39 protein-coding genes are annotated in these 24,132 nt (G+C 52.4%); all 39 read right to left on the bottom strand.

Features of this window, described 5'->3' with window-relative positions; translation table 11 throughout:
• Positions 1 to 9 precede the first annotated feature (9 nt).
• Positions 10 to 723, bottom strand: coding sequence for a hypothetical protein (locus tag M3223_RS04045; RefSeq protein ID WP_251559176.1), 714 nt, complete (start codon positions 721 to 723; stop codon positions 10 to 12).
• A 31-nt stretch (positions 724 to 754) separates the two neighbouring features.
• Positions 755 to 931, bottom strand: coding sequence for a hypothetical protein (locus tag M3223_RS04050; RefSeq protein WP_251559178.1), 177 nt, complete (start codon positions 929 to 931; stop codon positions 755 to 757).
• Positions 928 to 2,385 carry an O-antigen ligase family protein gene (locus tag M3223_RS24425; protein ID WP_251559180.1) on the bottom strand — a complete coding sequence of 486 codons (1,458 nt, stop codon included), beginning with the start codon at positions 2,383 to 2,385 and terminating at the stop codon, positions 928 to 930. Before M3223_RS24425 ends, M3223_RS04050 begins: the two co-directional genes overlap by 4 nt.
• Positions 2,363 to 2,539 (bottom strand): hypothetical protein, encoded by a 177-nt coding sequence (locus M3223_RS04060; RefSeq protein ID WP_251559181.1) that lies wholly within the window; start codon positions 2,537 to 2,539, stop codon positions 2,363 to 2,365. Before M3223_RS04060 ends, M3223_RS24425 begins: the two co-directional genes overlap by 23 nt.
• 72 nt (positions 2,540 to 2,611) lie before the next feature.
• Positions 2,612 to 4,030: a glycoside hydrolase family 55 protein gene (locus M3223_RS04065; protein ID WP_251559183.1), complete on the bottom strand. Its 1,419-nt coding sequence runs from the start codon at positions 4,028 to 4,030 to the stop codon at positions 2,612 to 2,614.
• 19 nt (positions 4,031 to 4,049) lie between these two features.
• On the bottom strand, positions 4,050 to 4,577 hold the full coding sequence (locus M3223_RS04070; protein WP_251559185.1) for a hypothetical protein: 528 nt from the start codon (positions 4,575 to 4,577) through the stop codon (positions 4,050 to 4,052).
• A gap of 56 nt (positions 4,578 to 4,633) precedes the next feature.
• Complete coding sequence (locus M3223_RS04075) at positions 4,634 to 5,029, bottom strand: hypothetical protein (RefSeq protein ID WP_251559187.1); 396 nt, start codon at positions 5,027 to 5,029, stop codon at positions 4,634 to 4,636.
• Positions 5,030 to 5,080: 51 nt separating this feature from the next.
• Positions 5,081 to 5,971, bottom strand: a complete 891-nt coding sequence (locus M3223_RS04080; protein WP_251559189.1) for a Mu-like prophage major head subunit gpT family protein — start codon at positions 5,969 to 5,971, stop codon at positions 5,081 to 5,083.
• Positions 5,972 to 5,996: 25 nt separating this feature from the next.
• Positions 5,997 to 6,467 carry a hypothetical protein gene (locus M3223_RS04085; protein ID WP_251559191.1) on the bottom strand — a complete coding sequence of 157 codons (471 nt, stop codon included), beginning with the start codon at positions 6,465 to 6,467 and terminating at the stop codon, positions 5,997 to 5,999.
• Positions 6,468 to 6,479: 12 nt separating this feature from the next.
• Positions 6,480 to 7,367, bottom strand: coding sequence for a hypothetical protein (locus M3223_RS04090; protein WP_251559193.1), 888 nt, complete (start codon positions 7,365 to 7,367; stop codon positions 6,480 to 6,482).
• Between the two features lie 112 nt (positions 7,368 to 7,479).
• On the bottom strand, positions 7,480 to 7,824 hold the full coding sequence (locus tag M3223_RS04095; protein ID WP_251559195.1) for a hypothetical protein: 345 nt from the start codon (positions 7,822 to 7,824) through the stop codon (positions 7,480 to 7,482).
• Positions 7,825 to 7,837: 13 nt separating this feature from the next.
• The gene (locus tag M3223_RS04100; protein WP_251559197.1) at positions 7,838 to 8,089 is read right to left on the bottom strand and encodes a hypothetical protein; all 252 of its coding nucleotides are present in this window, start codon (positions 8,087 to 8,089) and stop codon (positions 7,838 to 7,840) included.
• Between the two features lie 245 nt (positions 8,090 to 8,334).
• Positions 8,335 to 10,314, bottom strand: a complete 1,980-nt coding sequence (locus M3223_RS04105) for a hypothetical protein (RefSeq protein ID WP_251559199.1) — start codon at positions 10,312 to 10,314, stop codon at positions 8,335 to 8,337.
• A 53-nt stretch (positions 10,315 to 10,367) separates the two neighbouring features.
• A complete protein-coding gene (locus M3223_RS04110; protein ID WP_251559201.1) occupies positions 10,368 to 10,742 on the bottom strand; it encodes a hypothetical protein in 375 nt (124 codons plus the stop codon).
• 431 nt (positions 10,743 to 11,173) lie between these two features.
• Positions 11,174 to 11,455 (bottom strand): hypothetical protein, encoded by a 282-nt coding sequence (locus M3223_RS04115; protein WP_251559203.1) that lies wholly within the window; start codon positions 11,453 to 11,455, stop codon positions 11,174 to 11,176.
• A gap of 200 nt (positions 11,456 to 11,655) precedes the next feature.
• On the bottom strand, positions 11,656 to 11,874 hold the full coding sequence (locus tag M3223_RS04120; RefSeq protein ID WP_251559205.1) for a hypothetical protein: 219 nt from the start codon (positions 11,872 to 11,874) through the stop codon (positions 11,656 to 11,658).
• Positions 11,874 to 13,370: a phage terminase large subunit gene (terL, locus tag M3223_RS04125; RefSeq protein ID WP_251559207.1), complete on the bottom strand. Its 1,497-nt coding sequence runs from the start codon at positions 13,368 to 13,370 to the stop codon at positions 11,874 to 11,876. Before terL ends, M3223_RS04120 begins: the two co-directional genes overlap by 1 nt.
• A complete protein-coding gene (locus M3223_RS04130) occupies positions 13,318 to 13,764 on the bottom strand; it encodes a hypothetical protein (RefSeq protein ID WP_251559209.1) in 447 nt (148 codons plus the stop codon). The genes terL and M3223_RS04130 overlap by 53 nt, the downstream gene beginning before the upstream one ends.
• Before the next feature lie 210 nt (positions 13,765 to 13,974).
• Positions 13,975 to 14,364, bottom strand: coding sequence for a hypothetical protein (locus tag M3223_RS04135; protein ID WP_251559211.1), 390 nt, complete (start codon positions 14,362 to 14,364; stop codon positions 13,975 to 13,977).
• A gap of 12 nt (positions 14,365 to 14,376) precedes the next feature.
• Positions 14,377 to 14,664: a hypothetical protein gene (locus tag M3223_RS04140; protein WP_251559213.1), complete on the bottom strand. Its 288-nt coding sequence runs from the start codon at positions 14,662 to 14,664 to the stop codon at positions 14,377 to 14,379.
• Positions 14,665 to 14,679: 15 nt separating this feature from the next.
• Positions 14,680 to 14,907, bottom strand: coding sequence for a hypothetical protein (locus tag M3223_RS04145; protein WP_251559215.1), 228 nt, complete (start codon positions 14,905 to 14,907; stop codon positions 14,680 to 14,682).
• Positions 14,900 to 15,274 carry a hypothetical protein gene (locus M3223_RS04150; protein ID WP_251559217.1) on the bottom strand — a complete coding sequence of 125 codons (375 nt, stop codon included), beginning with the start codon at positions 15,272 to 15,274 and terminating at the stop codon, positions 14,900 to 14,902. Before M3223_RS04150 ends, M3223_RS04145 begins: the two co-directional genes overlap by 8 nt.
• 10 nt (positions 15,275 to 15,284) lie before the next feature.
• Positions 15,285 to 15,584 (bottom strand): hypothetical protein, encoded by a 300-nt coding sequence (locus M3223_RS04155; RefSeq protein WP_251559219.1) that lies wholly within the window; start codon positions 15,582 to 15,584, stop codon positions 15,285 to 15,287.
• Positions 15,572 to 15,964: a YopX family protein gene (locus M3223_RS04160; RefSeq protein ID WP_251559221.1), complete on the bottom strand. Its 393-nt coding sequence runs from the start codon at positions 15,962 to 15,964 to the stop codon at positions 15,572 to 15,574. The genes M3223_RS04155 and M3223_RS04160 overlap by 13 nt, the downstream gene beginning before the upstream one ends.
• Complete coding sequence (locus M3223_RS04165) at positions 15,957 to 16,226, bottom strand: hypothetical protein (protein ID WP_251559223.1); 270 nt, start codon at positions 16,224 to 16,226, stop codon at positions 15,957 to 15,959. Before M3223_RS04165 ends, M3223_RS04160 begins: the two co-directional genes overlap by 8 nt.
• Positions 16,219 to 17,058 (bottom strand): hypothetical protein, encoded by an 840-nt coding sequence (locus M3223_RS04170; protein ID WP_251559226.1) that lies wholly within the window; start codon positions 17,056 to 17,058, stop codon positions 16,219 to 16,221. The genes M3223_RS04165 and M3223_RS04170 overlap by 8 nt, the downstream gene beginning before the upstream one ends.
• Positions 17,055 to 17,273: a hypothetical protein gene (locus M3223_RS04175; RefSeq protein ID WP_251559228.1), complete on the bottom strand. Its 219-nt coding sequence runs from the start codon at positions 17,271 to 17,273 to the stop codon at positions 17,055 to 17,057. The genes M3223_RS04170 and M3223_RS04175 overlap by 4 nt, the downstream gene beginning before the upstream one ends.
• A complete protein-coding gene (locus M3223_RS04180; RefSeq protein WP_251559230.1) occupies positions 17,266 to 17,538 on the bottom strand; it encodes a hypothetical protein in 273 nt (90 codons plus the stop codon). Before M3223_RS04180 ends, M3223_RS04175 begins: the two co-directional genes overlap by 8 nt.
• Before the next feature lie 26 nt (positions 17,539 to 17,564).
• The gene (locus M3223_RS04185; protein ID WP_251559232.1) at positions 17,565 to 17,840 is read right to left on the bottom strand and encodes a hypothetical protein; all 276 of its coding nucleotides are present in this window, start codon (positions 17,838 to 17,840) and stop codon (positions 17,565 to 17,567) included.
• Positions 17,841 to 18,192: 352 nt separating this feature from the next.
• On the bottom strand, positions 18,193 to 18,489 hold the full coding sequence (locus M3223_RS04190) for a hypothetical protein (protein WP_251559234.1): 297 nt from the start codon (positions 18,487 to 18,489) through the stop codon (positions 18,193 to 18,195).
• Between the two features lie 121 nt (positions 18,490 to 18,610).
• Positions 18,611 to 20,293, bottom strand: a complete 1,683-nt coding sequence (locus tag M3223_RS04195) for a DNA cytosine methyltransferase (RefSeq protein ID WP_251559236.1) — start codon at positions 20,291 to 20,293, stop codon at positions 18,611 to 18,613.
• Positions 20,294 to 20,381: 88 nt separating this feature from the next.
• The gene (locus M3223_RS04200; protein ID WP_251559238.1) at positions 20,382 to 20,546 is read right to left on the bottom strand and encodes a hypothetical protein; all 165 of its coding nucleotides are present in this window, start codon (positions 20,544 to 20,546) and stop codon (positions 20,382 to 20,384) included.
• Positions 20,547 to 20,659: 113 nt separating this feature from the next.
• A complete protein-coding gene (locus tag M3223_RS04205) occupies positions 20,660 to 21,250 on the bottom strand; it encodes a hypothetical protein (protein WP_251559241.1) in 591 nt (196 codons plus the stop codon).
• A gap of 41 nt (positions 21,251 to 21,291) precedes the next feature.
• Entirely contained in the window at positions 21,292 to 21,846 is a 555-nt protein-coding gene (locus tag M3223_RS04210) for a DUF3310 domain-containing protein (RefSeq protein WP_251559243.1), read from the bottom strand.
• Positions 21,843 to 21,995, bottom strand: coding sequence for a DUF6906 family protein (locus tag M3223_RS04215; RefSeq protein ID WP_251559245.1), 153 nt, complete (start codon positions 21,993 to 21,995; stop codon positions 21,843 to 21,845). The genes M3223_RS04210 and M3223_RS04215 overlap by 4 nt, the downstream gene beginning before the upstream one ends.
• The gene (locus M3223_RS04220; protein ID WP_251559247.1) at positions 21,982 to 22,782 is read right to left on the bottom strand and encodes a hypothetical protein; all 801 of its coding nucleotides are present in this window, start codon (positions 22,780 to 22,782) and stop codon (positions 21,982 to 21,984) included. Before M3223_RS04220 ends, M3223_RS04215 begins: the two co-directional genes overlap by 14 nt.
• Positions 22,769 to 23,089, bottom strand: a complete 321-nt coding sequence (locus tag M3223_RS04225) for a VRR-NUC domain-containing protein (RefSeq protein ID WP_251559249.1) — start codon at positions 23,087 to 23,089, stop codon at positions 22,769 to 22,771. Before M3223_RS04225 ends, M3223_RS04220 begins: the two co-directional genes overlap by 14 nt.
• Positions 23,076 to 23,276: a helix-turn-helix transcriptional regulator gene (locus tag M3223_RS04230; protein ID WP_251559251.1), complete on the bottom strand. Its 201-nt coding sequence runs from the start codon at positions 23,274 to 23,276 to the stop codon at positions 23,076 to 23,078. The genes M3223_RS04225 and M3223_RS04230 overlap by 14 nt, the downstream gene beginning before the upstream one ends.
• A gap of 59 nt (positions 23,277 to 23,335) precedes the next feature.
• The gene (locus M3223_RS04235) at positions 23,336 to 23,776 is read right to left on the bottom strand and encodes a hypothetical protein (protein WP_251559253.1); all 441 of its coding nucleotides are present in this window, start codon (positions 23,774 to 23,776) and stop codon (positions 23,336 to 23,338) included.
• Positions 23,777 to 24,132 lie beyond the last annotated feature (356 nt).

The following is a 24,132-nucleotide window of genomic DNA, read 5'->3' on the forward strand; positions in this document are numbered from 1 at the left end:
CCACGCTCCTCACAGATTTTTCGGGATCAGGTCTGACACGCGAGAACCACTACTGCCAAGAATACGATCTCCACGGTACCCTCTTCCCCAGCGGCTGCGATTTTGCGGCATAACATCCTTGGGACTGTAATATTCCGGTTGCCGCAGCTTATATGTCCTGACATACTCCTGCAACAACATGTTGTAATCAGAAGCGAAGTTATTCTTGTCCTCGATTTCACCGCGTGCACGGGCGATGCGCTCCAAGCAACCAAGAACGAGTAGTTCGTGGAAATCTTCTTCAAGTTCAGGAACAGCACCAGGGCTCGCTCCGGTTAGTGCGGTCGGACGTCCGTTGTAGAGAATGAACACGCGACGTCCTGCTGTTTGAGTTTCTGGCACAGGATTGAGAAAAACCATGTTTTCCAAAAGACTATAGAATCTGCTACCCTGACCAACGGGTATATTACTTTCTGTGGAGAGGAACGGGAGAGTTTCGTATCGATCCGATGCCAGTCCCGTCTCGATTGTGACCTCCTTGATTCCGAAACGGTCGCAATCCGCAGGCAAAGGGTAAAGTGCCGTTCCATCCACGGTTGAAAAGCTATAGGGCGTTCGTTCCTTGGGGACTTTCTGGAAAATCTGTCGCTGAGTAAAATCCATCCACTCTACCTTCTGTGCAGACGTAAAACTGTTCCGATACGTCAAATCTACGGAATCAAGCAATTGTTGGATCGTTGGCATGTCTTCACCTCCTAGAAAATAAAAGAACCGCTCATTTGAGCGGTACTTTGCTGTGTGTCCACATGCCCGGTTTATTGGACCATGTGGTTTGTTCTACTTTCTTCGACCATTCCATATGTTCGAGCTGTGCATCGCCGATATAGTCCACCAGCAGGTAAGCTGCGATCACGAATGTCAATGCATACCCAAGTAGGTTTAAAGCTTTCATACTTTTTTCCTCCTCATGTCAATCGTAACCTTAGCTGCAAGCCCAGCCACAAGCCAAAGATAAAATGAATTCGAACGAATCTCGAAATTGGGTCCAAGGAATCCAGCGACCACAAAGCAGCTAATCAAAGCCACAGCTGCAATCAAGATGGTTCGTTCATCCTCTGTGGCATTTTTGGATTTGGAAAGGCTTTGAAAGGCAATCGACAAGAAGAAAGACAAGAACAGCAATACACCGATGATGCCAAGTTGACCGAGCAGGCTGATCCAATTGACATCCGCGACGAACTTCAAGAAGTATTTGTCCGTGATGCCGTACTTGTAATAGAGCGTTGCGTTATCATCGACCGTTTGCGCCGAACCAAAGGTATTCAGCCCAAGGCCCAGCGGATCACGCTTAAGCAACTGCTCTCCAATGTGTGTGATGTAATAGAGACGAAAATTGTTCTCCTTCGTTGCGCTGTATGTCCCAGCGTCGAATAGAGTTGTGATTTGCTCCAATGGATTCCGCTCTGTTGTTGCGAAACTCCGGTTATCACCTGATGGCGTAAGAAGAAGGAAAATCGGAGCAGCGACGAAAAGAACTGCCATAACCAACGAGACGAGTCTGCCCTTCTTTTGCAAAGCCTGGCGTCCACGTGCCGCGATGAAAATAACGATAGCCCCGACGACAAGGACGATCAAAGCTTGCCGCGATGTGGAAAGCATGATGCCTGTTACCGCGGCGACGAACGGAAGGAACTTTACCCCATCTTGAATGAAGTACCGCGTCAGTGCGAGCAGCGCAATGATTGCGAGAAACATGCCGTACTGATCATAGCGACCAAGCGTGCCTTGAACGCCGAACACGCTTCCAGCCATGACCATGTTGTCGCCAAAGGTGTTCCACGGAGCCGGACCTAATGCTGCTTTGCTCAGGAACTGAAGTACACCAAGCCCTACTTCGAAGTAAAGAAGCTTCGTCAGGAGGTCCAATAATCGTCCATATAGCCCGGTCGTATCCGGCAGCAGCCGAACAATGAAGTAGACCAGCGCGAAGCGGAAGAACAGGCGCCCACCCATCACCATATCCACGAAGCCGACACTGTTGTAAAGGCTGACGGCGACGGCTAGCATAATGACGGAGATAAGGAGCACGTCGGGTAGTCCACTCACGCCACCTTCCTTCCGTTTGCTAAGGATCGCCCCCATGAGTACCGCAGCAAGCAGCAGCTCCGGGGCTATCCGCATCGCGTCCGAGAGTGACGGCGGGATCCACGAGACGATAAACGGTTCGATCGGAACGTACAACACCGTGAGGATGAGCGCCTTGCGTGGGTTGGCGACCGCTGCCATTGCCACAAGCGCAGCTATAACAGCTCCGACACTTAGCATAGGCTGAAACGAAACCATAGCTGCAGCAATCAGTGCCACTAGGACTACGATGGAAGTTCTACTCAGCGTTTTTAGAGTCACGCTCAGCACCCCCAAACAGCCTTGTATACCAGAATTTCTTTGTTTCCTCTGTAAATTCCCCGTGATCGAGCCGCTTCAATTCTTTAAAGAGCTTCTGATCTCGTTCATTATTTGGGTCGAAGCTTACAGATTTATTTGCATATTTTTTCGCCATTGCTACACCTCTCACTCAATAATGATACGAATAGTATCACAGAAAGATGATTTACGCAATTGCTTAAATTAATTAGGGTGCGCTTCCGTCTGATCGCCTCCAAAGAGAACCATTCGTCCAAAGAGGGACATTCAGGTCTGTATCATAAATCATTGATCCAACGGGGAGTGTAGTGGGGCCTGGACGGCTACCCGAAGCATAACTCGCTGTCGGTTGTGTAATTGCAATCCATCCCGTGTTCCCACTCCCGGAGTATTTGATATAGAGGCTATTTGCTGCCCCTCCGTCACTCCTCATAAATATGCTACCCTGCGGTGCCGTCAAGACACCTTCTGGAAAGCCACTACCGCAATAGATACCCGGACCAACATTCTGCGGCCGTACGACACCGGTACTCGTCACTCGAAGCGCATTCAAAAATGCATGGTTCACGCCGTTCTCGATAATCGTTGTCGCATAGCCAGTGAACTTCTGCGGGCCGACCAGCCAACCGACGTCACCGCTGCCCATGCTGATAGCCACGTTCCCCGGCAGGCTCCGTCCATCGAACTCGCAGCCAATAATCGTAACACGCTTCGCATTATTGGAGAGTATCCCATTCTGGTTATTGATGAAGAATGTGTTGTAAAACCCAATGCCTTCGCACTCAAGTCCGCTGCCAAGCTGCATGTCAACGGCCTTTGTACCGCTGTATAATTCGCCATCGTGGTTTTCAAAATGATAGTTGTAGAAGCTGGCATTGTAGACGTTCTTGCCAATTCGCAGGCCAGTGTTGTAATTGTTCCCGAACGCGCCGCCGAAGCAGCTCACGCCGTCAATCAGGTTGCTTGTGCCGATGACATCCATGCCGTATTGGCAGCGCTGCACGATAGTGTTGTAGAGATTGAGCTGCCCGGCATTCCCCGTCACGGCGTTGACATAAACACCTGTTCCATTACTGATGGCGTTCACCTGAACCGTCTTCAGGTTAATCTGGAAGAAGTCTTCGATGTAAATAGACCGTGCAGCCATGTTTGGGTACGATCGGACTTTTACATGCTCAAGATCAATGATATACGTGTTGACTAGCTTGATTGCCCCGAATGTATTCGGACCGCCAACAAAGTCTAGATTACGAATCGTAACATGAGTTTTAGCCTCTACAGCGAAGGCTGGACCTCCCACGATCTTGAAACACCAGTCATTTGAGACGCGATCATAAATGATCGTCATGCCGCCGCCCTCTATGGTCTGCCCCGTTTTGAGAATGATGGGTGTCCCAATTTTGTATCCCTTTCCCGGGCCGGGATCAGGAAAACGAATCACTCCACCTGGGCCAGCTGCTTCGACCGCCGCCTGAATAGCCCATGCATCATCAGTACCGTCAGATCCATTCGTGGAATTTCCGCGCGCTCCAAACGCTTTAACATTGGCGACGATGCTACCCCATGTTTGAATGTTTATCAGGGTATTGGGGATGCTTTGCGCCATTAATTCACTCACATTGGACATCCCACATCACTCCTCTTCTTTATGATCCTTTGCCGCTGATCGTCGCAGTAATCGTCGCCGCCCCGGAACTGATGAGCCGCACATACCGTGCGCCTGTGTCAAACGTAAAATGGAAATCTCCAGCGCCGGAAAGCGTCTGTTGAAAGGTGGTATTGTAATAGTTCGTTCCATTTGCGCTGACTTGGGCTGTGATCGTCGTAGCGGCACTGGCATTGCCGAAGCAGCTTATTGTCTTCTGCGATTGGAAGTCAATCGCATTCGATACGCCACTAGCTGCCACTGCTGAAGCATTCCATGCATTCGCATGTCCGCCGCTGAACAAAGAACGAATCCAGATTTGGTTTGTACTCGTTCCAATTTCATTCCCTGCACTGTTTCGAAGTGTAACGTTAGAAGGATTCGCTGCCGTTCCAACCTCCGCACCACTACTGTTCACGAGCGTCACATTCCCACCTGTCGTTCCTCCGCCCGATGCGAGCACAACGGGGAGTGGGTTGTTCTGTGAAATCGCCTTTCCATCGGGTGTCATCAAAATATCGTAACTCATCTGCATTACCTCCCTGAATACAAAAATAAGGGGCGGCCGAAGCCACCCCTTGTGTCTTACAGAAAATATTCGACGCGCAATGTGCCTGCGCCGGTCGTATTGCTGCCACCGCCTGCAAAGGTCCCAATGAGTATGCCGCTGGTTACACCATTCCACTGCGCAGCCGTGGCTGTAGGCGCATTGAACGTCGTAGAACCGGCTGCAGCTGGCAATGTGCCGCTTGCGACTAAAGCGTCATTGTCCGCAGCGTATCCGACGTGATAGGTCGGCGTCGTCCCATTGAACCCGGTTGTCGTGATTAGCGAAATGCTACGGATTTTTGCACCATTGGGGATTGTGAGCAGCGCTTTTCCATTATCATTGAACGCGATGGCAGCCTGCTGCACCATGACCGCAGCGCCTTTAATCCCTGCTTTATGTTCGTAGGTGATTTTGTCTTTGAAGTTTGGCATGCTTAGTTTCCTCCTTTTCAAGAAAATCAGGCGGCCGAAGCCGCCCGTTCATCAGCCTTGTGAGCCGACCAAGCCTGCCCAGTGGACGTAGCCCACCGCGTACCGAGAGTATCCGTAATAGAACCAGTCCACCGTCTTCGGCATCTGGTACGAGTCGAAAATAGGCTTGTCCCTCCAGCCCATCATGACGTTGTCAAAGCGCGGATCACGCAGGAACCACTTGGAGCCGTTGATGTAATCGAACACCTTTGGCGTGATGCCTTCGATGACGTTCTTGGTGTTCGACTGCTCGTAGGCTTGTTTGTCAGACTGAGTAATCTCTAGTGCCGTGAACTCCAGGTCTGGTCCGACAATAAGGTCTTTTGCGCGGGCCTGAATTTTCAGCCCTGCTTGGTTGACCTGCGCACGCATGAGTGACTTACCGGCTTTAAGGTTCTCCGGGTTCAGCGCTCCCGTAAGTAGGTTGTCCCCAAAGCTAGAAGAATCCGCCAATGGGTGTGTGTCACTGAAGAGTGCAACACCGTCGTATCCCGTGTTTGTGAAGCCGTTGTTGTAGACGTTCGCCACGTCGACTTCAACGCGAGTATTGAGTCCGTATCCAAGACCGGCAGCATTACCGTTTTTGCCCAGACCTTTCATCACGTTGTACAGATCGTCGCGGACAAGCTCCCACGTCACGGAATAGCCTTGGTCAAAGCGCTTCGCGGTCAGCGTAGCCGTCGGACCTTGGTTGAATTCCGTTTCGTTGATCGTGTTGCCCTCAGTATTTTCGTCCCACATACCCAGCGCGCCCATGTGTGGGAACGTGTCGTCCTTCTTCGTCATGTCGTACACTTTGGCGAGCTCTGGATACTGTTTCTCCAAGCCGTCGTACTCATTGAAGAAGACTTTCTTATGGACCGGCGTCAGCAGCTCGCCAAAATTAGAACGTGTCAGTTTCATAGATTATTCACTCCCCCGAGTATGATTAGGCGTTTTCAACGCGCTGTTTGATTTGAACAAAGACGGCGTTACGTGGCGTACCACCAATGCCCGGCGACGGTAGCCCTGTTACCTCAAGGAACGCGCCGGTCGTGTCGTCCGGGTTAAGCGTGTAGTTGTTCGATGCGGACAGATCATACATCGTGCCAATGTCCGACGCTGTGAACGACGTCTTCGTCCCGCCAGTTTGAAATGGAATCTCGTAAATGCTGTCCGGGTTAACGTCAATTTTGACCGTGTCGGCCGCCGTCACCGTGCCTCCGGTTGTTTTATCCTCTGCCGCAATGCCCCAGATGATATTTCCAGACGGACCAGCTGCCGCCACCGAAGCTTTACCGCTCGACTTGATGACGATGGAGCCCTTCTGAATTGTCTGGTTGATGTTGACCGGCACGTCACGGTAAATCGGCTGTGTGCCGTTGTTCGTTCCATGAAAAACCATTTTGCGTCCTGCCATGTTTTTCTCCTCCTAGCGCTTTCTGAATTTGGCGTACTCTTCCGGCGTCATACCCGCAGCCTTCGCCACAGCCTTTTCCGCAGCGGATAATTGAATGCGAGACTTCGCCGCGGGCGAAGCAGACTTGCCCGTCGGAGATGTGCTGACGGACTTCTGCGCTTTGCGCTCTTTGCTTGCCTTCACCTTTGCCTCAATCTCGGCCTCGCGCTCTTTCATGCGTTGCCTGCCGCGCTGTGCCATGTACACGGATTCCAGCGTCTGCCCGGTGCGCTCGGCAATACCTTCGAACTCTTCGCGGTACTGCTCGATGTCCGCAAAAAACGGATCAGCCTTGAGGCGTTGCGCCTCTCCGTCGTACTTGTAGCCCTTGAGCTGCTGCTGCATCTCGGCAATCTGGCGCTGACCAAGAGCCATGCTGTGCGCGATGTGCTCCGGCACACCTTGTTGGATGAGGTTCTGCGCATGCAAGGCATCCATGCGCTTATTCATCTCCTCAAAATCTTTGACGCCTGTCTGTTCCATGAGCCTGCGGGCAATGCCGGCTTCTTTCTCCAACTCTTTCATGCGGGCTTGCCATTTGCGGCGCTCAGCGATTACGGCGCGCCCCGTAGTGTCCGGGCCCTTCTTGCCCCCTGTGGTGTCGGCTTCTTCACCCTCATCCTCGACTTCATCGGAGGATTCATCCGCTTCGCCCTCGGAATCGTCTTGTTCCTCTTCATCCTCCGTTTCTTCCTGCTCGTCCGATTCCTCGCCGTCGCTGTCATCTTCACCGTCTTCGAGCAAATCAGCGTAAGGGTCTTCGACTTCTCCCTCATCCTCGCTGTCGTCAATCTCAAATTCCGGGTCTGTATCGTCGGCAAAGAGCTGCAGGTTCATTGGGTAAGCCAAACGTTTTGTCATCATTGGTCCTCCGCGCTTTACGCCCGCATGGCGATGAGTTAGCGCACGTCCCGGTGTGCGGCGCCGGTTATTTGGGCGGCGTTGTCTCGCCGAGCAAAGAAAAAGGAGCCCGTTAGGACTCCGCAGGATCTTTCTTACCGCCGGAAGCTTTGACTTCACGGCGACTTTGTTTTTTCGGCTGACTTTCAAGTGCAGTCAAGTCCGACTCGGTGAAATCGACTTCATCACGTGAACTAATCGTCATGACCTTGTGCTGCTGCTGGCGCGTGTTAATCCATAAGTAGTAAGGCTTCCCACAATCAGGGCAATCGGCGGCGCTGAACCACTGGACGTTTCCGCCATAAAGGTTCACGTCGTGCATGCCAAAAACTTGCTGTTGGTTGAGCAGCGGCGCTTTGATGTCGTTCACGCCGAATACGTGATCGCAGCAAACGCGGGTGTTGAAATGCTTGGGCATGGGGATGCTCCTTTCAAACGTATTCAATAAGTTTGTCGATATTGGCTTCAACCATGGCGTACATAACATCAGCTTGAGCATGGCCGATAAGCTCACAACGCTGTCCGAAGTCGGCATTTGCCCAAGAGGTTGCCACAGTTCCATCAGGACAATGGGATGCAAAAATAAAATCGGTCACTTCCCCGTCTTTCGCTCTTTCAAGTAAAAACTCAATCGCCTCAATCACGCTGTCCTGTGGCGTTTTAATTCGAACAATTCTAGCCATCGCTTTTCACCCCTATCGATAGAGCCCTTGTTGCACATATTCTTTCATTAAATGCGTTGCTCGGCCGCTCCAACCACAAGCTGGGCAGCGAGCCTTTCGATTCTCCGTCCATCCGATGTCACGAAGCGCAATCCGCTCACAACGCGGACAGACCGGATGCTCTGTATACGGCTTCTTCCCGCCAATCCAAGGATGCGAAGTGGCGTGTTGCTGCCATCGCTTCGGGTCCATCTGGCTGAATAGCATTATGCTCCACCTCCCGGCATTGGTTGTCCGCCTGCGGAGAGTCCTTGCACTAGCGGGTTCTGCGGCGGCCCGCCCGGTCCTGGCATGCCAGGCATCTGCGGCGGCATCGGCGGAGCTGGCGGCTCCTCGTTAACTGGAAGCCCAAGGTACTCCTTCGCCAGTTTTCGGCCCTCTGGCTGCGTGATGAGACCATTTGCCATGGCGTCCTTAATCAAAGACCACATGAATGCTTTGTTGCTCGGCAGCCCTGCTCCCATCGTTACCTTGATATCCAGCGCGATACGCTGCGTAAGTCCTTCTGGATGTGGGAGAAATTCCGGCATTGACTCCGCTGTAGGAAATTGTTCCATGAAGCCCATCTGCCGCTCCGGCGTCGTCGGCACAAGCGTCGGAATCTGCTTCATTGCACTTGGATTAATGGCCCGGAACGTATCCTCGCCATTCTCCGTAATGCGGAAAATCTCCGTCTCGGTGTAATTCTCCATCATTAAGATGAGGCAGTATTCCATGACCTCGCCTAGCGTTTCCTCCAGCAGAGACTTGTCATGGCTGATATTCTGGGTTCCAGCCTGCTGCAGCCCAAGACTTTCGGTCGCCGTATCGACGCCACTTTGCTTCACACCGTTCATCTGATCGGACCACCGGCTAACGACGGTCCGCTCATACTGAAGCTTCTGTGTCCGGTAGTTAATGATATAAGTAGGCATGCCTGGCGGCTGAATCCATTCCAAACCACCTGTACCCTGGTCGCTCGGAATAACCAAGCCCGGCTCGTTGGTCAGTTTGTCAGGATCAATGCCGGAATTGGTGTCCAAGACGCGCTGCGGATTACCGGTTAAGCGGGCATTAATGCGGATAGCGTCCTCCACATCATTGATAGCGTCCTGCTCCGGGATAAGCAGCTCCGCTGTCGCCTTGCCCCAAACGGTTCCTTCCCGGTACATATCCGGCGTCATAAAGTAAGGGAAGCGGTTATCGTCCTCACAAATCGGAACACCGTCGGAGAGCGTATCGCGGAAGATTAGGCCGCATGCGCTCATCTCAATGAGGCGAAGCACTTTCTTTTTGTTGCGATACTGCGTCGGCCTATCCGGTTGTGGGTCGTCGGACGCTTCGTCCTCATCGATCCCGCCATCCTGCATAGCAGCTGCGGTGTCGAAGTCTTCCTCCGTCGCCTGTTCCTCCATGGCGTCATCATCATCCACCCAGGCATGCGTCCAGACCAGCCAGTGCATGTATTGTCCGTCCTCGTCCGCAGCAGCGAAGGGCTCCGCCGTGTCGTCGCCAAATCCGCCATCGTCCACTTCGTTTGGATAGTAGCCTGGCTTGATGGCGTCAGCAAAGTCATCGCCGTACAGTTCGCGGGCAGACTCCACGCTGCGCGGAATGCGCTCGATGATATACCGGCCCTCTTGGATTTTGTAGATGTCCTTGACCGTCGGATCAACGAATACGTCTCCGGGATTAACCGGTTCGATGCGCGGCAGGCCAAACCCGTCGAGCGCCTCGTAATCAAAGAGAACGCGGAATACACCGGTACCAAACTTCTTGCGGCGCCGTTCGTGGACGTCGATCTTGCGGCGCATCCGGTTCTGGTCAATGCACCACTCCATGAGCGCGACAGCCTTGCCTCTGAACGCTAAGTCGCTCGGCCCGCGCGGCTTTGCCTCGACGGCAAGGTTCTGCTCAACGAGATACGCGACCATTCCCTCAACGGTTGAGTTTACAATGTTTGTGTTCGAAGCGGGATCAAAGTCGCTATCCGGTGGATGCTGGTCTCCTTCCCAGTACAACTCCGCTGCCTCCATCTTGTCGTAGATGCCGCGGTCATCCTTATCCTCGTATGCGTCCCGATACCATTCCTGAATCTTGCCGGCCAGCTGCACGGCGTCGTCGGTCATCAGGTCGGCGCGGTCCACGAAGTCGTCTCGTTCCTTTGCAAACGTGGTGTCAATCTTCAGCTTGCTTTGTTTCGCCACAGGGTCACCTCCTTCTTTGGGAATAGAAAAAGAGCCGGATTTCTCCGACTCTTTCAACCGTGCTGTTTAAAATGTGAGCCAAGCTCGGCGGACAACCGCCTGATATGGTCCGCTACCTCTCCCCGCATGACATCTTTGGATATGCCGAACGTCTTTTCAATGCCATTCCTATATGCTTTGAAATGAGGCACGCCATCAACTTCGGCTATTCTCGTCACTCGGATACGAAGCTGGCTAAGCCCTCGACGCGAATCATAGAGCTCCTGTTTAGCTTGCTGCAGTAAGGTCCATCCCATCATGGCGTACATGCGTCTAAGCACATTCTTGCCATTTTGTAATTCTGCCACATTGCTGTCGATTAACTCAACTACATAGGGCAAGGTAATGCTTGCGCGGATAATCGCCATTTCATCGGTCGTAAATGACATCATAACCCCTCCGAACAGATCGTATGTTCTTATAATAACCGAACATGCGTTCTTTATCCAGAAGAAAGAAATGTAATTTTCAAATCACCATCACACTCTACAAAATGCGACATTTTTTTCATCGTTAAAATTGTATCCTGTAAAGGTCTTTAGTTTTTAATTAAAAAGGGGGCGATATTATTGGGAAAAATTAAGTCTATCCAAGTAAGGTGCCAGCATTGTAAAGGGTGGACCTTCCCAGGGATTGTGGCAGATACCACAGAAGAACTACTGTCTCAACTTTTAATGATAAAAGGAAACAAAGTAAATTGCATAGTATGTCGTAGATTGACATTATGCGATCGGGAACAGATGCGTATTCAAGATGAAGATGGTGGATTTAGAGGAGTTAACACTTTATAGATAAAAAACCCGCCTTATTGGTGGGTTTTTTATCTATTCCTTCCTCCTCCGATTTCAATACCGTCTGGATCGTCCTTGACTCCAGGTCTGCGCGGTGCATATAGTCCTTGCTTGGTCCGGTACTCGTGGTATTCAACGCGCGGCTTCTGCGTCACGGACCTGAAATTAGGCCTTGCCCGCTTAACCAGCACTGTTTTCTCCGGCTCTTCGCGGGATGGTGGACGCGGCAGCTTGGCCCTTCCGCCGCTCAGCAGCAAGGTCAGCGTCGCCACGTTGCAGGCAAGGGTGCAGAGTACCAAGAAAAATATCATCAATCCCCCACCGCCTCACCGTTCACGCGCTTAATGTCGCTGCCCAAGTCGGCCACGCCCGTCGATACAAGGCCGCATGACTGGCAGAACCATTGATACATCCGAAGTGGCTTGACACCATCGGCCTTGAAGAATCCAATGTCGTTCCGGCTGCGGACCGGCGCTGGGGCTTTGCATGCTGGGCATTCCTTCATCGTTGTTCACTCCGATCTATAGCCGTCTATCTTGCCACGGCAGGCTTCTTGAATAAGGTTGATAAGGATTCCGTTGAATACGTGCATGGGCAGGGTCGTCGGCAGTCCGTTCTCCTCCAAGAGAAAGTTGTATGCCCCGGTGTTTGTGTCGTAGCGGATGGCGATATCCACCACTCCTGCGGTTGCTTCGATCTCATGAAACTCTACGTTTAGCGCCTTGCCCATTACCGTATCCTCCTCAGCTCATTTTTCTTAGTCAATCCCAAGTCCTCCAATTCATTCGGCCCATAGAACCCGCCATCACTCGGCTGCTCGCCAGGCTCGTCCACCCAGCGGTACTGCATTCTATTGATGGCCTGACTCATGGCGTCCACTTGGTCGTCATTGGCACCGCGCGGGAAAGCTGCCGCTTCCTCGACGAAATCCTGCACCCAAGGCTTATTAGACGGAAGGAACACATTGCCCGCTTCGATCTCTGGGGCCACCGCGCTTACCCGAGCAATCTTGCCACCCTCAGGGTTAACAGCAATGATGCCGCCAATGCGGGCCTTGAGCAGCTGAATGATTGCCGGTCCGTTTGCTTTGTCCTCGATGTACTTGGCGCGGGCCTTGGGCCACTTGGCTGTCATATTAATGATCGCCTGCATGGTCGCTCCGATGTCCGCGCGGGCTCGCCACTGGTCAAGCAAGTATTTGTTGGCGCCGATCCGGCCCCACACCTGGCCCACGACGTAGTCACTGCCGTCGCTGTCCTTGAATGTACAGTCCCAGCTCTGCGCCATCTCGTCCCACTGTTTCAGACGCGGATCGAAGTCGTAATATTGCCACCAGTCCCGCTTGAGCATGGCGCCCTCTGCCGCACTAGGCCGCTGCTGGTACAGAGCATTCCATACATAGGAGCCGACATTACTCTTCGTCACCTTGGCCCATGCCTCGTCAAATCCGCGCTGTGGCCAAAGTGCTTCGCCCACCTCGCGGCCCAAGCGGTCACCGGGTTCCGCGAGTGCTGGGTAATCAATGACTGTCCAGCGCTCACCGACATGGCTGCCATCTTTGACCTCGGCAGCTTCTTTAGCGAGCAGCCTGCCCACCAAGTCGTCCTCGTGCCAACGCGTCATTACGACGATAATTGCGCCGTCCGGTGTGAGCCTCGTATACAAGGTGGACTGGTACCACTCCCAGACCTTGTCCCGCATGGTTTGAGAGTTCGCTTCCTCTGCATTTTTCAGCGGATCGTCGATAATGGCGATTCTTGCGCCCTTGCCGGTGATGGGGCCGCCGACGCCAGCTGCATGCAGCCCGCCTCGTGTGCCAAGGATACCCCAACTCTCCGCGCCGGAATTGTTTGGATCGAGTTCCACGCCGGGGAAGACGTCTTTGCTGTCCACCACCGCTTGCCGGGCTAAACGAGAAAAGCCCCTGCTCAGATCCACTGAGTAGGAGCTTACAATGATTTCATCGTTTGGATGCCGGCCAAGATGCCAGGCGGGGAAGGTCTTCGATACCCGCTCACTCTTCCCGTGCCTGGGCGGCATGGTCACAATGACCCGTTTCAACTCGCCATCACTGACCCGTTGCAGCACAGCGTCCAACTCTTCCAGGTGCTTGCCGCTGACGTAGCGGAAGCCATTCACAAAGTCAACGTAGTACCCGAAGCTGCGCTGCGCCCTAGCTGCTTGGACCTGTTGGAGGCTCGGCAGCTTTGCTGAGGAGAGTTTCAAGGTCGTTCAACTCCTTGTCACTCAGGGCCGCTAAGTTTATGTCGTGTTTCATGGAACCTGAGACTTCCTGCTTAATAGATGGCGTATACTTGCCCGCCATTTCCAAGATCATCTTGCGGTCCTGATGACACTTGGGTTCATTAAGGGCAAAGTCCATCGTTGCAGAGAGTACCTTCTCCACTGCGTCGCGCAGGAATTCAGTCTGCTTGGCTCGCCGGTACGCTTGGAAGTCAGGTTTCGCCATGAGTTCATAATAGTAATCGCGGCTAATATTCGCCACCTTGCAAAGCTTGGTGATGTTTAAATGCCGGTTTGCCGGATCGGCCATGGCTTCAAGCAACGCCAGCGCTTTCGGCGGTAATGTGTATTCGTCGGGAATCGCAACGTTTTCCACGGCTTTCACCTCTCTCAAATAAAAATAAAAAGAGCCCCGGCGTATGACCGAAGCTCTTCAAAATACGATTCTAGCGAATATAGGGTATAACTACCCCAATATGATAATATCATGGCGTTCGAGGACACGTCAAGTTCACTAATTGCCATAAAATCCTTATCTTACGCGGATTTCAGGCGAAGTTATGGTAATTAGTCATTTGGGCACCAATCACACCACAGCCAGCCTCGGCAGCTTCGCACTCTTCTTCTTCACGTAACTCAGGCTCATGCCAACCGCGCTAGCGATCTGTTCCATACTCATGCCCTCCACGTCCCGAAGCCGGATAATCTGGGCATTGATGCCGCCGTAACCTTCGATCACTTCGTCCATCCGCGCCAGCACCGCCGCCTTGCGTGCTGCAGCTGCTTCGACCTGCGCAATCCGATCCTCCACATTGTTCAGCAGCCGAACAGCCTCGTCCAGAGAGTATCGCGGGATCCGGCCCAGCGAGAATGTCGCTGCATACATCGCCGCGTGCTCTTCGCGCAGCTCCTCCGCTCGGAGCTCCAGCAGATCATGCTCCGCTCGGAGCTCATTGTACGCCAGCATGCCTTCCATCGCATCAGCCTCCTAAGGAATGAGTGCATCCATAACCGAACGTTTATAGTCACCGACGCCTGCCGGATCGAATCGCATCTCCATTAACCGGCGGCTTGCGCTGGCATAATCCTGCTGGAAACCGGTGTACGCGACGATATGCTCCGCAATCTCCTGCGGCGTCTCGATCACCCAAAAACGCTGGCCCGCAATGCCTAATGCAGTTGCTGTGCCTCCGTCACACTCCCCAGAGTGCATATATGAAACATCGCTTGGCTGAATGTATAAGACTTCCCCATGAATCGTTTTCACTTTAATCAATCTGCATCCCCCTTATCAATTTTCACCTTGCTCAATTATTTCTCCCCATGCTTTCAGGAGGTTGGTTAAAATTGCAACCTTTAGCGAATCGTCCCCACTACTATTTTCAATGATTGCACTTGTGAAGCCCACAAAAACCGCATGCCGACGATTTTGCTCATTCTCCTTCAAAATACCATCCTTGAAATAATCGACCGAAAATGCCCCCGTATCTACAGGCTTTGGCTTCGAGCGCCTAGGCATGCCCTGCCTCCTCCCGAAGTGCCAGGATGAACGCCCTCGTTGCCGCCAGGGGGATCGTCTCGCCGTCAGCTTTGGAAATTGTGACAAGAAACTCCTCAACCGCACGGTAAACCTCGACGGTGGTCAAGCGGTCCGGATCAATGGTGATGTGGATGGTGTAGCCGCGCTCTGTAACTTTCTTGGCTGCCCAATTCGTAATCCTAGCGTCAGTCGAGGGCGTAAACACTCCTGTTGACCAGTGCCTGTTGCGACCATCTTCCACCCAGTGCACTCCGTTGGCATCTATTTCGTATCCAAGCGCCCGCGCCAGCTCCGCATCCAACTCCGCATCCAACTCCGGCCCAGCAGGCATCGTCCTAATGTCCATTGGGGGCCTCCTATTCAATGATTTGTCCATGCGTCGATAGATTTTCTGCCCTTAAACCACCAATGCGTTCGGCAATCCGCATCATTTGGTTTGGTCGGTCACGCTTATACAGCCAGAGCATGGCACCTACGCAATGCTGTTCTTCCTTGTTAGTGGTTGAGTCATAGTTAACCGTCTTATGGCATGAAAATGTTCGACCTTGGAGCAAATCCATCTTTATCCCTTTGATCCTTTCCGGCCGCAATGTTTGATTGGTCGAGCTGCCCTCTATAAACGGGCAGTCGGGGCAGGTCCTTTTTAGATCGAACATCCCTCTCCCTCCTTGAGCAGATGGGGGTGGGTATACTTGGAGCCGATGACTTCACACTCGTCCGCGACATATTCGGCGTAATCACACAACAGCTGGTTACCCAAGCGAAAAGCGCAATTGGAAAACCTGATTATCTCGTTGTGGTACGTCATGCTCGTGTTTTCAGGCGTTTCATATAAATCCGGCACTTTGAGGATATCCCCCTCGTAAATCCCCGTCCCCATCTTGTCCTTGAGTCCCGTGTACTGCATGAGATTATCGTGCGGAGCGTCGTTCCCGTCCTCGAAGTCTCTACCGCAGCGATAAATTTTGCCGTCGGCTAGAATTGGCGTGTACATCTCTGTTCCGTCCCAGGCTCTGAACTTGTACTCCCTACTCATTGGCTTCATTCCTTTCGTAGAGGAACTTCGTGCCGTCATGTCCCGTTGCCCCAAGTTTAAAGGCGAGGCTTGAGAGGCACATTTCAGGGCCGTTCTCGCCGGGAACGCTGTGAAACTCGATCCATCCATCATGCTGGCCTACAGTATTGAGGACGGCACGCGCCTGTTCGTTTACCTCGATGTAGTGATAAGGTGGATTTCCCTTTTCGTGATAGATGCACGGCAGTGTATTGAGCAGATCGATCTTTTCCTGATTACTCATTGGTTCTATCTCCTTTCAGAAGCTCACGTAATTGGTTGTCAGCTTCTCTATGAGCTTTCGTAAGGAAACTCTCACGTTTCAAAGCCTGCTGATACTCCTTCTCCCAATCCTTATTTTCAAGCTTTAGCGTGGTCACATCTGCTTCCAAGCGTTCCAGTTCTGCTTTATATCCCTGTCGAGTCTGTTCATGGCAAGCTCGCTCTTCGTTGTATTCCTCCGTTATCTGCTCAATCTTCCGGCGCTGCTGGTCGTTCTCGGCCTGTAGGCGTTTCAGCTTGTCATAGTCCGGCGCGAAATGCTTTCCGATATCCTCAAATAAATCGGCTTGTTTCTGCTCCAATTCTGTCTGGAGTCGCGCTATCTCTCCCTGCTGGCGCTGTACCTCTGCGGTCAGTTGGTTGCGCTCATCCGACATTCGCCATTCGATCATTTCGCGCAGATCGTCTGGCGTGGCACGACCTTGGTATCCGCCGTTATCTTCGCAATTTTCACCGGGGATCAAAGCGGCATCTTCCCATTCTCTTAGCCGCTGTACCTCGGCTAGGAGGGAGTTTATCCATTTAGGGGCGTTGACGATGAGGTGGGCGTCATCCGAATCAAGTTCAGTCCTTGGTTCTTCGTTGTGGCTTGCACGATATTGAGCGCCAAATGCGACTGCAATCGTTCGCCTTCCCGGAGAGAAGATTGACTGCTTGCAATTCCTGCCTGCGCATCCCTTGTGCCAATGTACGGGAGACAACCTCCACGGCCCCGGCGTTGCTGCATCCACCGCCTGCCTTATTGCGTCAATCTGCTCCGCTGTCATCGCTGTCATGGGCTGCTGTTCGCTCATGCCTGCACCTCCGGTAGGTTGATATGGGCGTAGTGGGTGATTTGCTTGTCTGGAGGTGCCATTGCTCCGATGAACCACGGACCATTGCTTAGCACAAGGAGCTGTGCTTCCGAAACATCGCTCCCGGCTGTGACAAGGTAGTCTCCTTCCTCCGGCGGATTCTCGCGGTCGTACTTGATCCACGTAATGCTTCCCTGCTGCTGTTCGTTACTCATGGGCGGCCTCCTCTACTTTGACCACCGCCACACACTCGCGGAACTGGCGCTTAATGAATTCGTCATGCCGGGCATTCGCCACGTTTGGATGGCGGTGCCGCTGTTTAAGGTATTCCGGGCCTACGTGGTCGATAGAAGCTGGCGGGCTGCACCACCACGAGTCGGTGAAGCGGCCTTTTCCGTCGGTAAAGCGACTCATGTATCCATTGACTTCGCCGCCAGGCTTATCCCTGTGCGGCCACATCTCGAATTTTAAACGTGCCATGCTATCCCTCCTTGGGAGACCCCTAGCTAGGAGCGCCCACCCAAAATGATTTCAATATCGCTCGGCTCGCCCATGGCTTTGGCCGTCACCTGCAAGCCCGTTCCCATCGCTGCCGTAAGATGCATTAATATTTGCGATCTTTCGTCAGCATCGAAGTGACAGACCATGCCGCCAATCGTGTGAGCAGCCGTTGCCATCAACGCATAGAGGCTTTCGTGCGTATTGCATTTGGTTGACTCCGTGAGTAAATAGTTCATGACATGATCAAATTCTGTTTTCGCTCGGTTTACTTTTGACTTCAACCGTTTCCCCTCCTTGTGGTAAGGCCGTAGCCTCCCTGATCTAATATCTACCTTTGATCCACGCGAACCAATTGACTCGGACGCGGGCAATAATAATCAACTAATGTGCTACGTCCCCGGCGCTGGACAGCGACGATATACCGGGTTTGATCCGATCCCGTTGAACGCAGCGCGTCGTCAAACTTAACTCGCCCCTTGGGGGTGTCGATAGGGAGCAATTTTGAGGCGTTACATTGTGGTGGCACAACTGCGATCACTGCCCCCTCTTTAACCTTGTGACTGCCCTGAGATTGGCTGGTCCAACTTACTATGTCTCCAACGTTTAACAACTTGCGCATCCCCTTTCGCTTGTCTAAGCGACAACTTCTTTCAAAATGAACTCTTTCACCCGGTCCACTTCACTCTGTTCGACGATAATTGTTTCGTATGAATCTACTGCATGAAAACTAATGATTTCATGGACGAATTCAGGGACCAACCGCTCCATGTCTTCAGGGTACTCTGCGATATCTTTCCAATCTGCCCACGACAAAGCATCATTTTTACCGATGTTGAACACTCTTTCCTTGCTCATTTTTGGAGCAGGAAGCTTTTGGTCGCAGCAGGAACAATAGTTCCTTTTTGTTTTGTATTTGACGGTGACGCTCAATAGCCGCACTCTCCTTCTGTTGAACTAAAATAGCCGCTGCTGTCCGGCTGTTGCTGCTATAGGGTTGATCCAGAGGTACGCTCAATGGCTTACCTCCTCCCTGTTGTGCTGCCCCTGGGGGCTATATGCTGAGCTGCAGCTGACCTTCCGAAGCTGCTGCGTATCGTTCAAATGCAAGCAACTTGCCAGAGCCAATACAAAGCTCGGGGAGGTTAGCCCGGACCAGAGCTGTTGCCAGCGGCGGGCAAACGCTGTTGCCGCAACGGGCGACCTGCGCCGCCTTGCTTACCGGCTTGCCGTCGGCATACTTGTCGATGATGTAGCTGTCTGGAAAGCCCTGCGCCGCGAACAGCTCGTGAGGCTCCAGCATCCTCATGCCGATATCGACGATTTCATAATCAACGCCCTCTATCGTCACCAGCCCGAACCGGTCCTTGGTTGTCACCGTGTGCAGCGGGTCCGTTAGCTGCTGGCCGTTGTCGGCGCTGCCGTAGTATTTGAGCAAAAATGCACGTACCTCTCCGACATGCAGCCCGCCAGCCGTAATAGTCGGCATAGGCTCCGTAACAAGCTGGCCGTCCTGGCATGTGCCACGCAGCTTAACGAGATGGCTGGTTACGAGTGAGGACTTGCCACCACCGCCAGCTGTGACCGTGCCAATTGGCTCCGCTGCATCGCTGCCAACGGATTGCCCGAAGTGGCGAGCGATAAAAGCAGATACAAGCGCATGCTTCCGGCCCCCGGCAACGACCGTTCCGAGCGGCTTATGCAGTCCGGGTACCCTGGGCGCTTGCCCCGGCCCCTCACCATAGCCAATTTCAATTAGCGTAGGACTCACAAGCAGGTGCTCGCCCTTTGTCGTGATGGTTGTCAGTGGGTCTATTACTTCGTACTGCAAGCGGTCGGAACCGAAACCTGTTTGCCCGATCCGGGCGATGTATGGAGTGACCACGCCCCAGCCGTTTTTAGCCGTGACGGTCTGCAGCGGCTCGTCGATCTCTTGCCCGCGAAACGCATCTCCATGATGATTGACCTTGATGACAAATGGATCAGGACTGTCGATGACAAAGCGCTGGATGCCACGGGCGATGCGCCGCAGCGTGTTCTCGGCCAGCGGCTTCCGGCGTTCGAAGATACTCGGGCACGGGATCGACCAATCGATAATTTCCGCTGCCGTGCGCCACGGCTGCAGCCGCCCGGACTTAACCGCCTCGCTTTCCGGGTCGCCATGCGTTGGCTCCGGCCAGACGATCGGCCTGCCATCCCGCCGGGCGACCAGAAACAGTCGTTTACGGATCGTCGGCGCGCCGTAGTCGCAGGCCCGCAGCTCCCGCCAGTCGACTTTGTAGCCGAGTCGCTTGAGAGCATTAACAAAGCAGTTAAACGTCCGGCCCTTATGTTTCGGGTCAGGCATGCCGTCCAGTAACGGGCCCCATGTTTTAAACTCCTCGACATTCTCAAGCATGATCACTCTCGGTTTGACCGTCGCCGCCCAACGCACCGCTACCCAAGCGAGCCCGCGGATGCTTTTTTCGACCGGTTTGCCGCCTTTTGCTTTGGAAAAATGCTTGCAGTCCGGGCTGAGCCAAACCAATCCAACCGGCCTGCCAGCAGCCACCTCCCGGGGATCAACCTCCCAAACCGATTCGCAGTAATGTCGCGTTTCCGGGTGGTTGGCCTCGTGCATGGCTATAGCATCGGGATCATGGTTAATCGCCACATCCACGCTGCGACCGATAGCTATTTCAATGCCGGTACTGGCTCCGCCTCCGCCGGCAAAGTTATCTATGACCATCTCCTGCATGGCTCTCTCCTTTCTGCCCCTGGGGGCTAGGAGGCCTGTGTCGGCCCCCGCTTTGCTGGGTGATTCGGTCGCCCCGATGCCCTTCGGCCTAAGCATTATCGTAGGCGTTATCCTCGGACTCTTCGTTATCATCTGGCTCAAAGTGGCCGAATTCGATCTTGATCATGAGGTCCTTGATAAACCGGCGTACTTCCGGCGTTTGTTCGTCGCATGTTTCAGTGAGGTACTCTTCCAATTTGGTGCGGCTAAGCATATCCGTTTCTCCTATATTGACGCCTCGCGGCGAAATTGGTACAATCTGGACATAATCCGAAAGCATCGGTCATGGAGAGCCTGGGGCGCACACCCTGGGCTCTTTTTGTGTTCTCAGCACGTTCCGTTAAGGACGCAGACATTTGCCGAAAGTTTGACTACCGCTGGGAGGTTCGTGCTGCCGGAATTATATTCGGAGAGGTCTACTCCAAGGTCTTGAAGTTGCTTAAATGCTTTGTCGCCATTGGTGCTAGCACTGATAATCGTGGACAGTTCGTCTTTAAGTTTCTGCAATTCCTGATACGCTGCGATCTTAGCTTGAAGTTCAGACTTGAGATCGGCCTGGAGAATGTCAAGGTCTTTAATCAGACCATTGGTACTCCTATCCAAAATGTTTTCCAATGCGTTCCTCGCTTGTTCCTGAACAATATCTTCTCGTAACGTTACAATGCGATTATTGACATCAAAGACAATTTCTTTGAAAAACCATCGATCAAACCGTGTATGAGAATGTATAAGGTTTTCCAAGTTATTATTAAAAATCTGAGCTTGCCGTTCGAGTGATTCTGCTTCTTTAAAAAGATCGAAGATAACGGGCCGGAACCGATCTGCTACGTATGTGAGAGTTTCCTGTCTAATTGCTAAAAGTTTGATGTTTGATTTATTAACAATGAAATCCTTAAGGTCATTTTTACGAATTGCCATGTTTATTACCTCCCAAGTGTTTGTTTTTAATGTTTACAGGTTCATTTCCCTTGTAAGGAACTCGGCACCATTGGACCACCGCATTTTATGCACCTGTCAACCTCAACGTTTGACGACCATCCGCAGCCCGGCCCCATTACCTTTCCTATAAGAGTCTTGTGCAGCCTATTGCAGACGAAGCGCTTTTTCTCATTTACGCCCTCGCCCGTCGAACCTTCACTTGGTTCGTCTGCCAAGCCGGCCGCCGGCGCCTGTGCAGTTCCGCCGCCGCGGACAGCTTGTCGGCTAGGCTCGCTCCACTGTCCTGATAAACGATCTCCTCGAGCTGCTGCCGGGTCGCTAGGTGCCACGAAAGACGCTTCATGCTCGGATCGCTCCCTTTTCACGGCAGCCTCAACTGCCCACGCCAGATATGTGGCTGCCTTTTTCAAGTCTTCACTGCCATTCTTTTCCTTGTATCTGCAGGTGTATTTGATGACATTTCCGATGAGGTAAGCTTCAAAAGGTGGGAGATTCGCGGTGAAGGCCTGAATGACTTCGATTGTCTCCAGGCCACCGCGCTTGTAATGATTGGGGTTAACGGGACTATTACTCACTTAAACACCGTCCTTTCGCGGTCGGTGTAGCGGTGCTTGATTACCATTTCGGAGTTGAGGTCTTTCAAAATCAGCCAATGCGCCCAGTCAAGCCCATTGGATTTGAGGATAGTTCGCTGCTTAACGGTCGGACGCTTACCTGCTGCCATTAGGCCGCACCTCCTTTTTGGAGGACCACAGAATGCCTCGTACTCTCTGGCGGCTCAGTCCGTACCTTTCCGCCAGTTGTTCGAGCGTCTCACCTTTTTCGGCAGCGGTGATGATTTCAATGTTCCGCCGCGCGCAGCCTGCCTTGCTCATCCGGGGCTTGTAGGGCCGACGCTTGATTTTCGTTACATCAATTAATCCAGCCTGTTCCAATGCCTGATAAATTCGGTCATATCCGACGTGCAGCGTAGTGGCGATTTTCACGATTGGCGCTTTTTCTTTGCGCATTTTCACGATCTTTTCCGCCAATGCCGAATCCTTCTTTTGTTTGACTTCGATCCAGTTGGCATCCTGCTCCACACAACCAAGCAGATTTGCCACGGTACGCTCAGTGAGGCCATATTTTACGGCGATTTCCTCATTCGTCCTGCCCTGCTGCCGTAAATCAGCCATTTCCTTGTTCCGTTTATACAACAGCTCTGCTTTTACAATATGACCGTTTAAATCAGCCCCTTGCTTCCGGCAGATAGCCCGCACGTGGTGGACCGTAGTATCAAACTCCTCTGCCACTAGGCGTACCGCGTTTGGCAATTTATCTTCAAACATGATTTTCTTAACCCGCGCCGCGATTTCGGGGTATAGGTCTTTATCTAATCCCGTTTTATCGAATCCCTCCAAGAGTTCACGCACATCATCAATGGAGATTCCTTGCATTTCCGCGATTTCGTCCACCGTGAAGCCGCTACGCCTTTTCTGTAGCACATCTTTTTTTAATTCAACTCTGCTCACCAATACCGTCTCCTTTCGTTAGTCCTGCATCCGCCAGAGCCTGCTGCACCTCTGCCACACTCCGTGCGACAATGGCGAGACCGCCAGCTTTTTTAATTCGGAGGAGGTGCTGCTCCTGCAGCACACTCAGCTCCCCTCCATCACGTTTCACTTCAATATAGACAGCACGGCCATTTACACATGCCAGAATGTCCGGCACACCAGCTGCGCTGTACAATCCGCCATGATGGTTCACCACGTAGGCGCCTAAACCTCGCAAAAATCGAATGATCGATGTTTGAATGGATGATTCCTTACGAGCTGGCATCGTTTTTCTCCATGGATTGCTGCACCGATATCAGCCAAGCCCGGCAATCCTCTTCAATGAAACGAAAGTTTCCCTTCCCGACCTGAATCTTTGGCATTCCTTGCGAAGCGAGACGGTAAATCCATGATCTCGGACAATTCAGTCGCGCAGCCAGCTCTTCCGTTTTGAGGAATTGTCGATTCCCCATATGCTCACCTCCGAAACACCCTATGCAACTATAATAAACAATTTCAATGACAAAATCAACTATTTGTTGCCTAATGGTTGCAAAAAAGTCAGCTCCGAAAGAGCGTGAGGAATCCAGTCTTTATAAGGATTCAGGCATGTTTTGGCGTTGTCATACTCTTCTTGACTCTGCCACCCTTTGTTGCAATCGATCTCCGGACGCAATACCCAAATTTTGTTGCCAGCCACCAGTCTCGTTCCACCGCCGCGCAAATAGTTCAGTGTCGCGGCAAACGCCATACACTTCTCCCGATCCACCAATTGATATCCCGCCGCGATCCGAAGTAGCTCTCCCCACAACTTGGAGTCCTCCGCCAGATCCGGGCGCGGGTCCTCCGTCACACTACGAGCAAAGCCATAGCGTTCTTCCGGGGCCTTAATCAGAGCGTCCACCGTCGGCCCTTTTTTCCTAATGGCCTTCCGCTCGGCTAATTTGCGCTGAAAATCGGCTTCAATACTCATTGGGACACCTCCCAAACGCCGTATGTCCACTTTTGTGGACATAAAATCAACAAATATGTCCACTAATTTTAAAAGTCATGTCAGGTTTAAACCGCGCCAATACTGGGTTTTTCAAAAAATATGTCCACTATGTCCACAATGTCCACAAAAAAACGGATGAAACACTATATAGGGTTTTATATGGCGCACACGGCATTATAGATTTACGTATTTTTGTGCGTGTGAAATTTCGCCCCATATATAGAGGTAAACCTTAAATTAGTGGACATAGTGGACATAAAAGGCTCCAAACCCGCGCCCCGCCTGGTTTTTTCGTATGTCCACTACTCATTTTTTTGTGGACATATATGTCCACT

The organism is Paenibacillus pasadenensis (genome assembly GCF_023715725.1).
GTDB classification, from domain to species: Bacteria; Bacillota; Bacilli; order Paenibacillales; family Paenibacillaceae; genus Paenibacillus_O; species Paenibacillus_O pasadenensis_A.

What these genes read in the sequence shown, in the direction of transcription:
- M3223_RS04050 (WP_251559178.1), bottom strand. Translation starts at nt 931, where the DNA reads ATGAAAGCTTTAAACCTACTTGGGTATGCATTGACATTCGTGATCGCA.
- M3223_RS04215 (WP_251559245.1), bottom strand. Translation starts at nt 21,995, where the DNA reads ATGGCAGCAGGTAAGCGTCCGACCGTTAAGCAGCGAACTATCCTCAAA.
- M3223_RS04075 (WP_251559187.1), bottom strand. Translation starts at nt 5,029, where the DNA reads ATGCCAAACTTCAAAGACAAAATCACCTACGAACATAAAGCAGGGATT.
- M3223_RS04160 (WP_251559221.1), bottom strand. Translation starts at nt 15,964, where the DNA reads ATGAGTAGGGAGTACAAGTTCAGAGCCTGGGACGGAACAGAGATGTAC.
- M3223_RS04110 (WP_251559201.1), bottom strand. Translation starts at nt 10,742, where the DNA reads ATGTCATTTACGACCGATGAAATGGCGATTATCCGCGCAAGCATTACC.
- M3223_RS04150 (WP_251559217.1), bottom strand. Translation starts at nt 15,274, where the DNA reads ATGGACATTAGGACGATGCCTGCTGGGCCGGAGTTGGATGCGGAGTTG.
- M3223_RS04085 (WP_251559191.1), bottom strand. Translation starts at nt 6,467, where the DNA reads ATGGCAGGACGCAAAATGGTTTTTCATGGAACGAACAACGGCACACAG.
- M3223_RS04135 (WP_251559211.1), bottom strand. Translation starts at nt 14,364, where the DNA reads ATGGAAGGCATGCTGGCGTACAATGAGCTCCGAGCGGAGCATGATCTG.
- M3223_RS04115 (WP_251559203.1), bottom strand. Translation starts at nt 11,455, where the DNA reads ATGATATTTTTCTTGGTACTCTGCACCCTTGCCTGCAACGTGGCGACG.
- M3223_RS04065 (WP_251559183.1), bottom strand. Translation starts at nt 4,030, where the DNA reads ATGTCCAATGTGAGTGAATTAATGGCGCAAAGCATCCCCAATACCCTG.
- M3223_RS04095 (WP_251559195.1), bottom strand. Translation starts at nt 7,824, where the DNA reads ATGCCCAAGCATTTCAACACCCGCGTTTGCTGCGATCACGTATTCGGC.
- M3223_RS04230 (WP_251559251.1), bottom strand. Translation starts at nt 23,276, where the DNA reads ATGGGGAATCGACAATTCCTCAAAACGGAAGAGCTGGCTGCGCGACTG.
- M3223_RS04205 (WP_251559241.1), bottom strand. Translation starts at nt 21,250, where the DNA reads ATGGCAATTCGTAAAAATGACCTTAAGGATTTCATTGTTAATAAATCA.
- M3223_RS04175 (WP_251559228.1), bottom strand. Translation starts at nt 17,273, where the DNA reads ATGAGTAACGAACAGCAGCAGGGAAGCATTACGTGGATCAAGTACGAC.
- M3223_RS04165 (WP_251559223.1), bottom strand. Translation starts at nt 16,226, where the DNA reads ATGAGTAATCAGGAAAAGATCGATCTGCTCAATACACTGCCGTGCATC.
- M3223_RS04090 (WP_251559193.1), bottom strand. Translation starts at nt 7,367, where the DNA reads ATGACAAAACGTTTGGCTTACCCAATGAACCTGCAGCTCTTTGCCGAC.
- M3223_RS04120 (WP_251559205.1), bottom strand. Translation starts at nt 11,874, where the DNA reads ATGGGCAAGGCGCTAAACGTAGAGTTTCATGAGATCGAAGCAACCGCA.
- M3223_RS04155 (WP_251559219.1), bottom strand. Translation starts at nt 15,584, where the DNA reads ATGTTCGATCTAAAAAGGACCTGCCCCGACTGCCCGTTTATAGAGGGC.
- M3223_RS04080 (WP_251559189.1), bottom strand. Translation starts at nt 5,971, where the DNA reads ATGAAACTGACACGTTCTAATTTTGGCGAGCTGCTGACGCCGGTCCAT.
- M3223_RS04060 (WP_251559181.1), bottom strand. Translation starts at nt 2,539, where the DNA reads ATGGCGAAAAAATATGCAAATAAATCTGTAAGCTTCGACCCAAATAAT.
- M3223_RS04225 (WP_251559249.1), bottom strand. Translation starts at nt 23,089, where the DNA reads ATGCCAGCTCGTAAGGAATCATCCATTCAAACATCGATCATTCGATTT.
- M3223_RS04070 (WP_251559185.1), bottom strand. Translation starts at nt 4,577, where the DNA reads ATGAGTTACGATATTTTGATGACACCCGATGGAAAGGCGATTTCACAG.
- M3223_RS04235 (WP_251559253.1), bottom strand. Translation starts at nt 23,776, where the DNA reads ATGAGTATTGAAGCCGATTTTCAGCGCAAATTAGCCGAGCGGAAGGCC.
- M3223_RS04145 (WP_251559215.1), bottom strand. Translation starts at nt 14,907, where the DNA reads ATGCCTAGGCGCTCGAAGCCAAAGCCTGTAGATACGGGGGCATTTTCG.
- M3223_RS04045 (WP_251559176.1), bottom strand. Translation starts at nt 723, where the DNA reads ATGCCAACGATCCAACAATTGCTTGATTCCGTAGATTTGACGTATCGG.
- M3223_RS04180 (WP_251559230.1), bottom strand. Translation starts at nt 17,538, where the DNA reads ATGGCACGTTTAAAATTCGAGATGTGGCCGCACAGGGATAAGCCTGGC.
- M3223_RS04100 (WP_251559197.1), bottom strand. Translation starts at nt 8,089, where the DNA reads ATGGCTAGAATTGTTCGAATTAAAACGCCACAGGACAGCGTGATTGAG.
- M3223_RS04200 (WP_251559238.1), bottom strand. Translation starts at nt 20,546, where the DNA reads ATGCTTAGCCGCACCAAATTGGAAGAGTACCTCACTGAAACATGCGAC.
- M3223_RS04195 (WP_251559236.1), bottom strand. Translation starts at nt 20,293, where the DNA reads ATGCAGGAGATGGTCATAGATAACTTTGCCGGCGGAGGCGGAGCCAGT.
- M3223_RS04170 (WP_251559226.1), bottom strand. Translation starts at nt 17,058, where the DNA reads ATGAGCGAACAGCAGCCCATGACAGCGATGACAGCGGAGCAGATTGAC.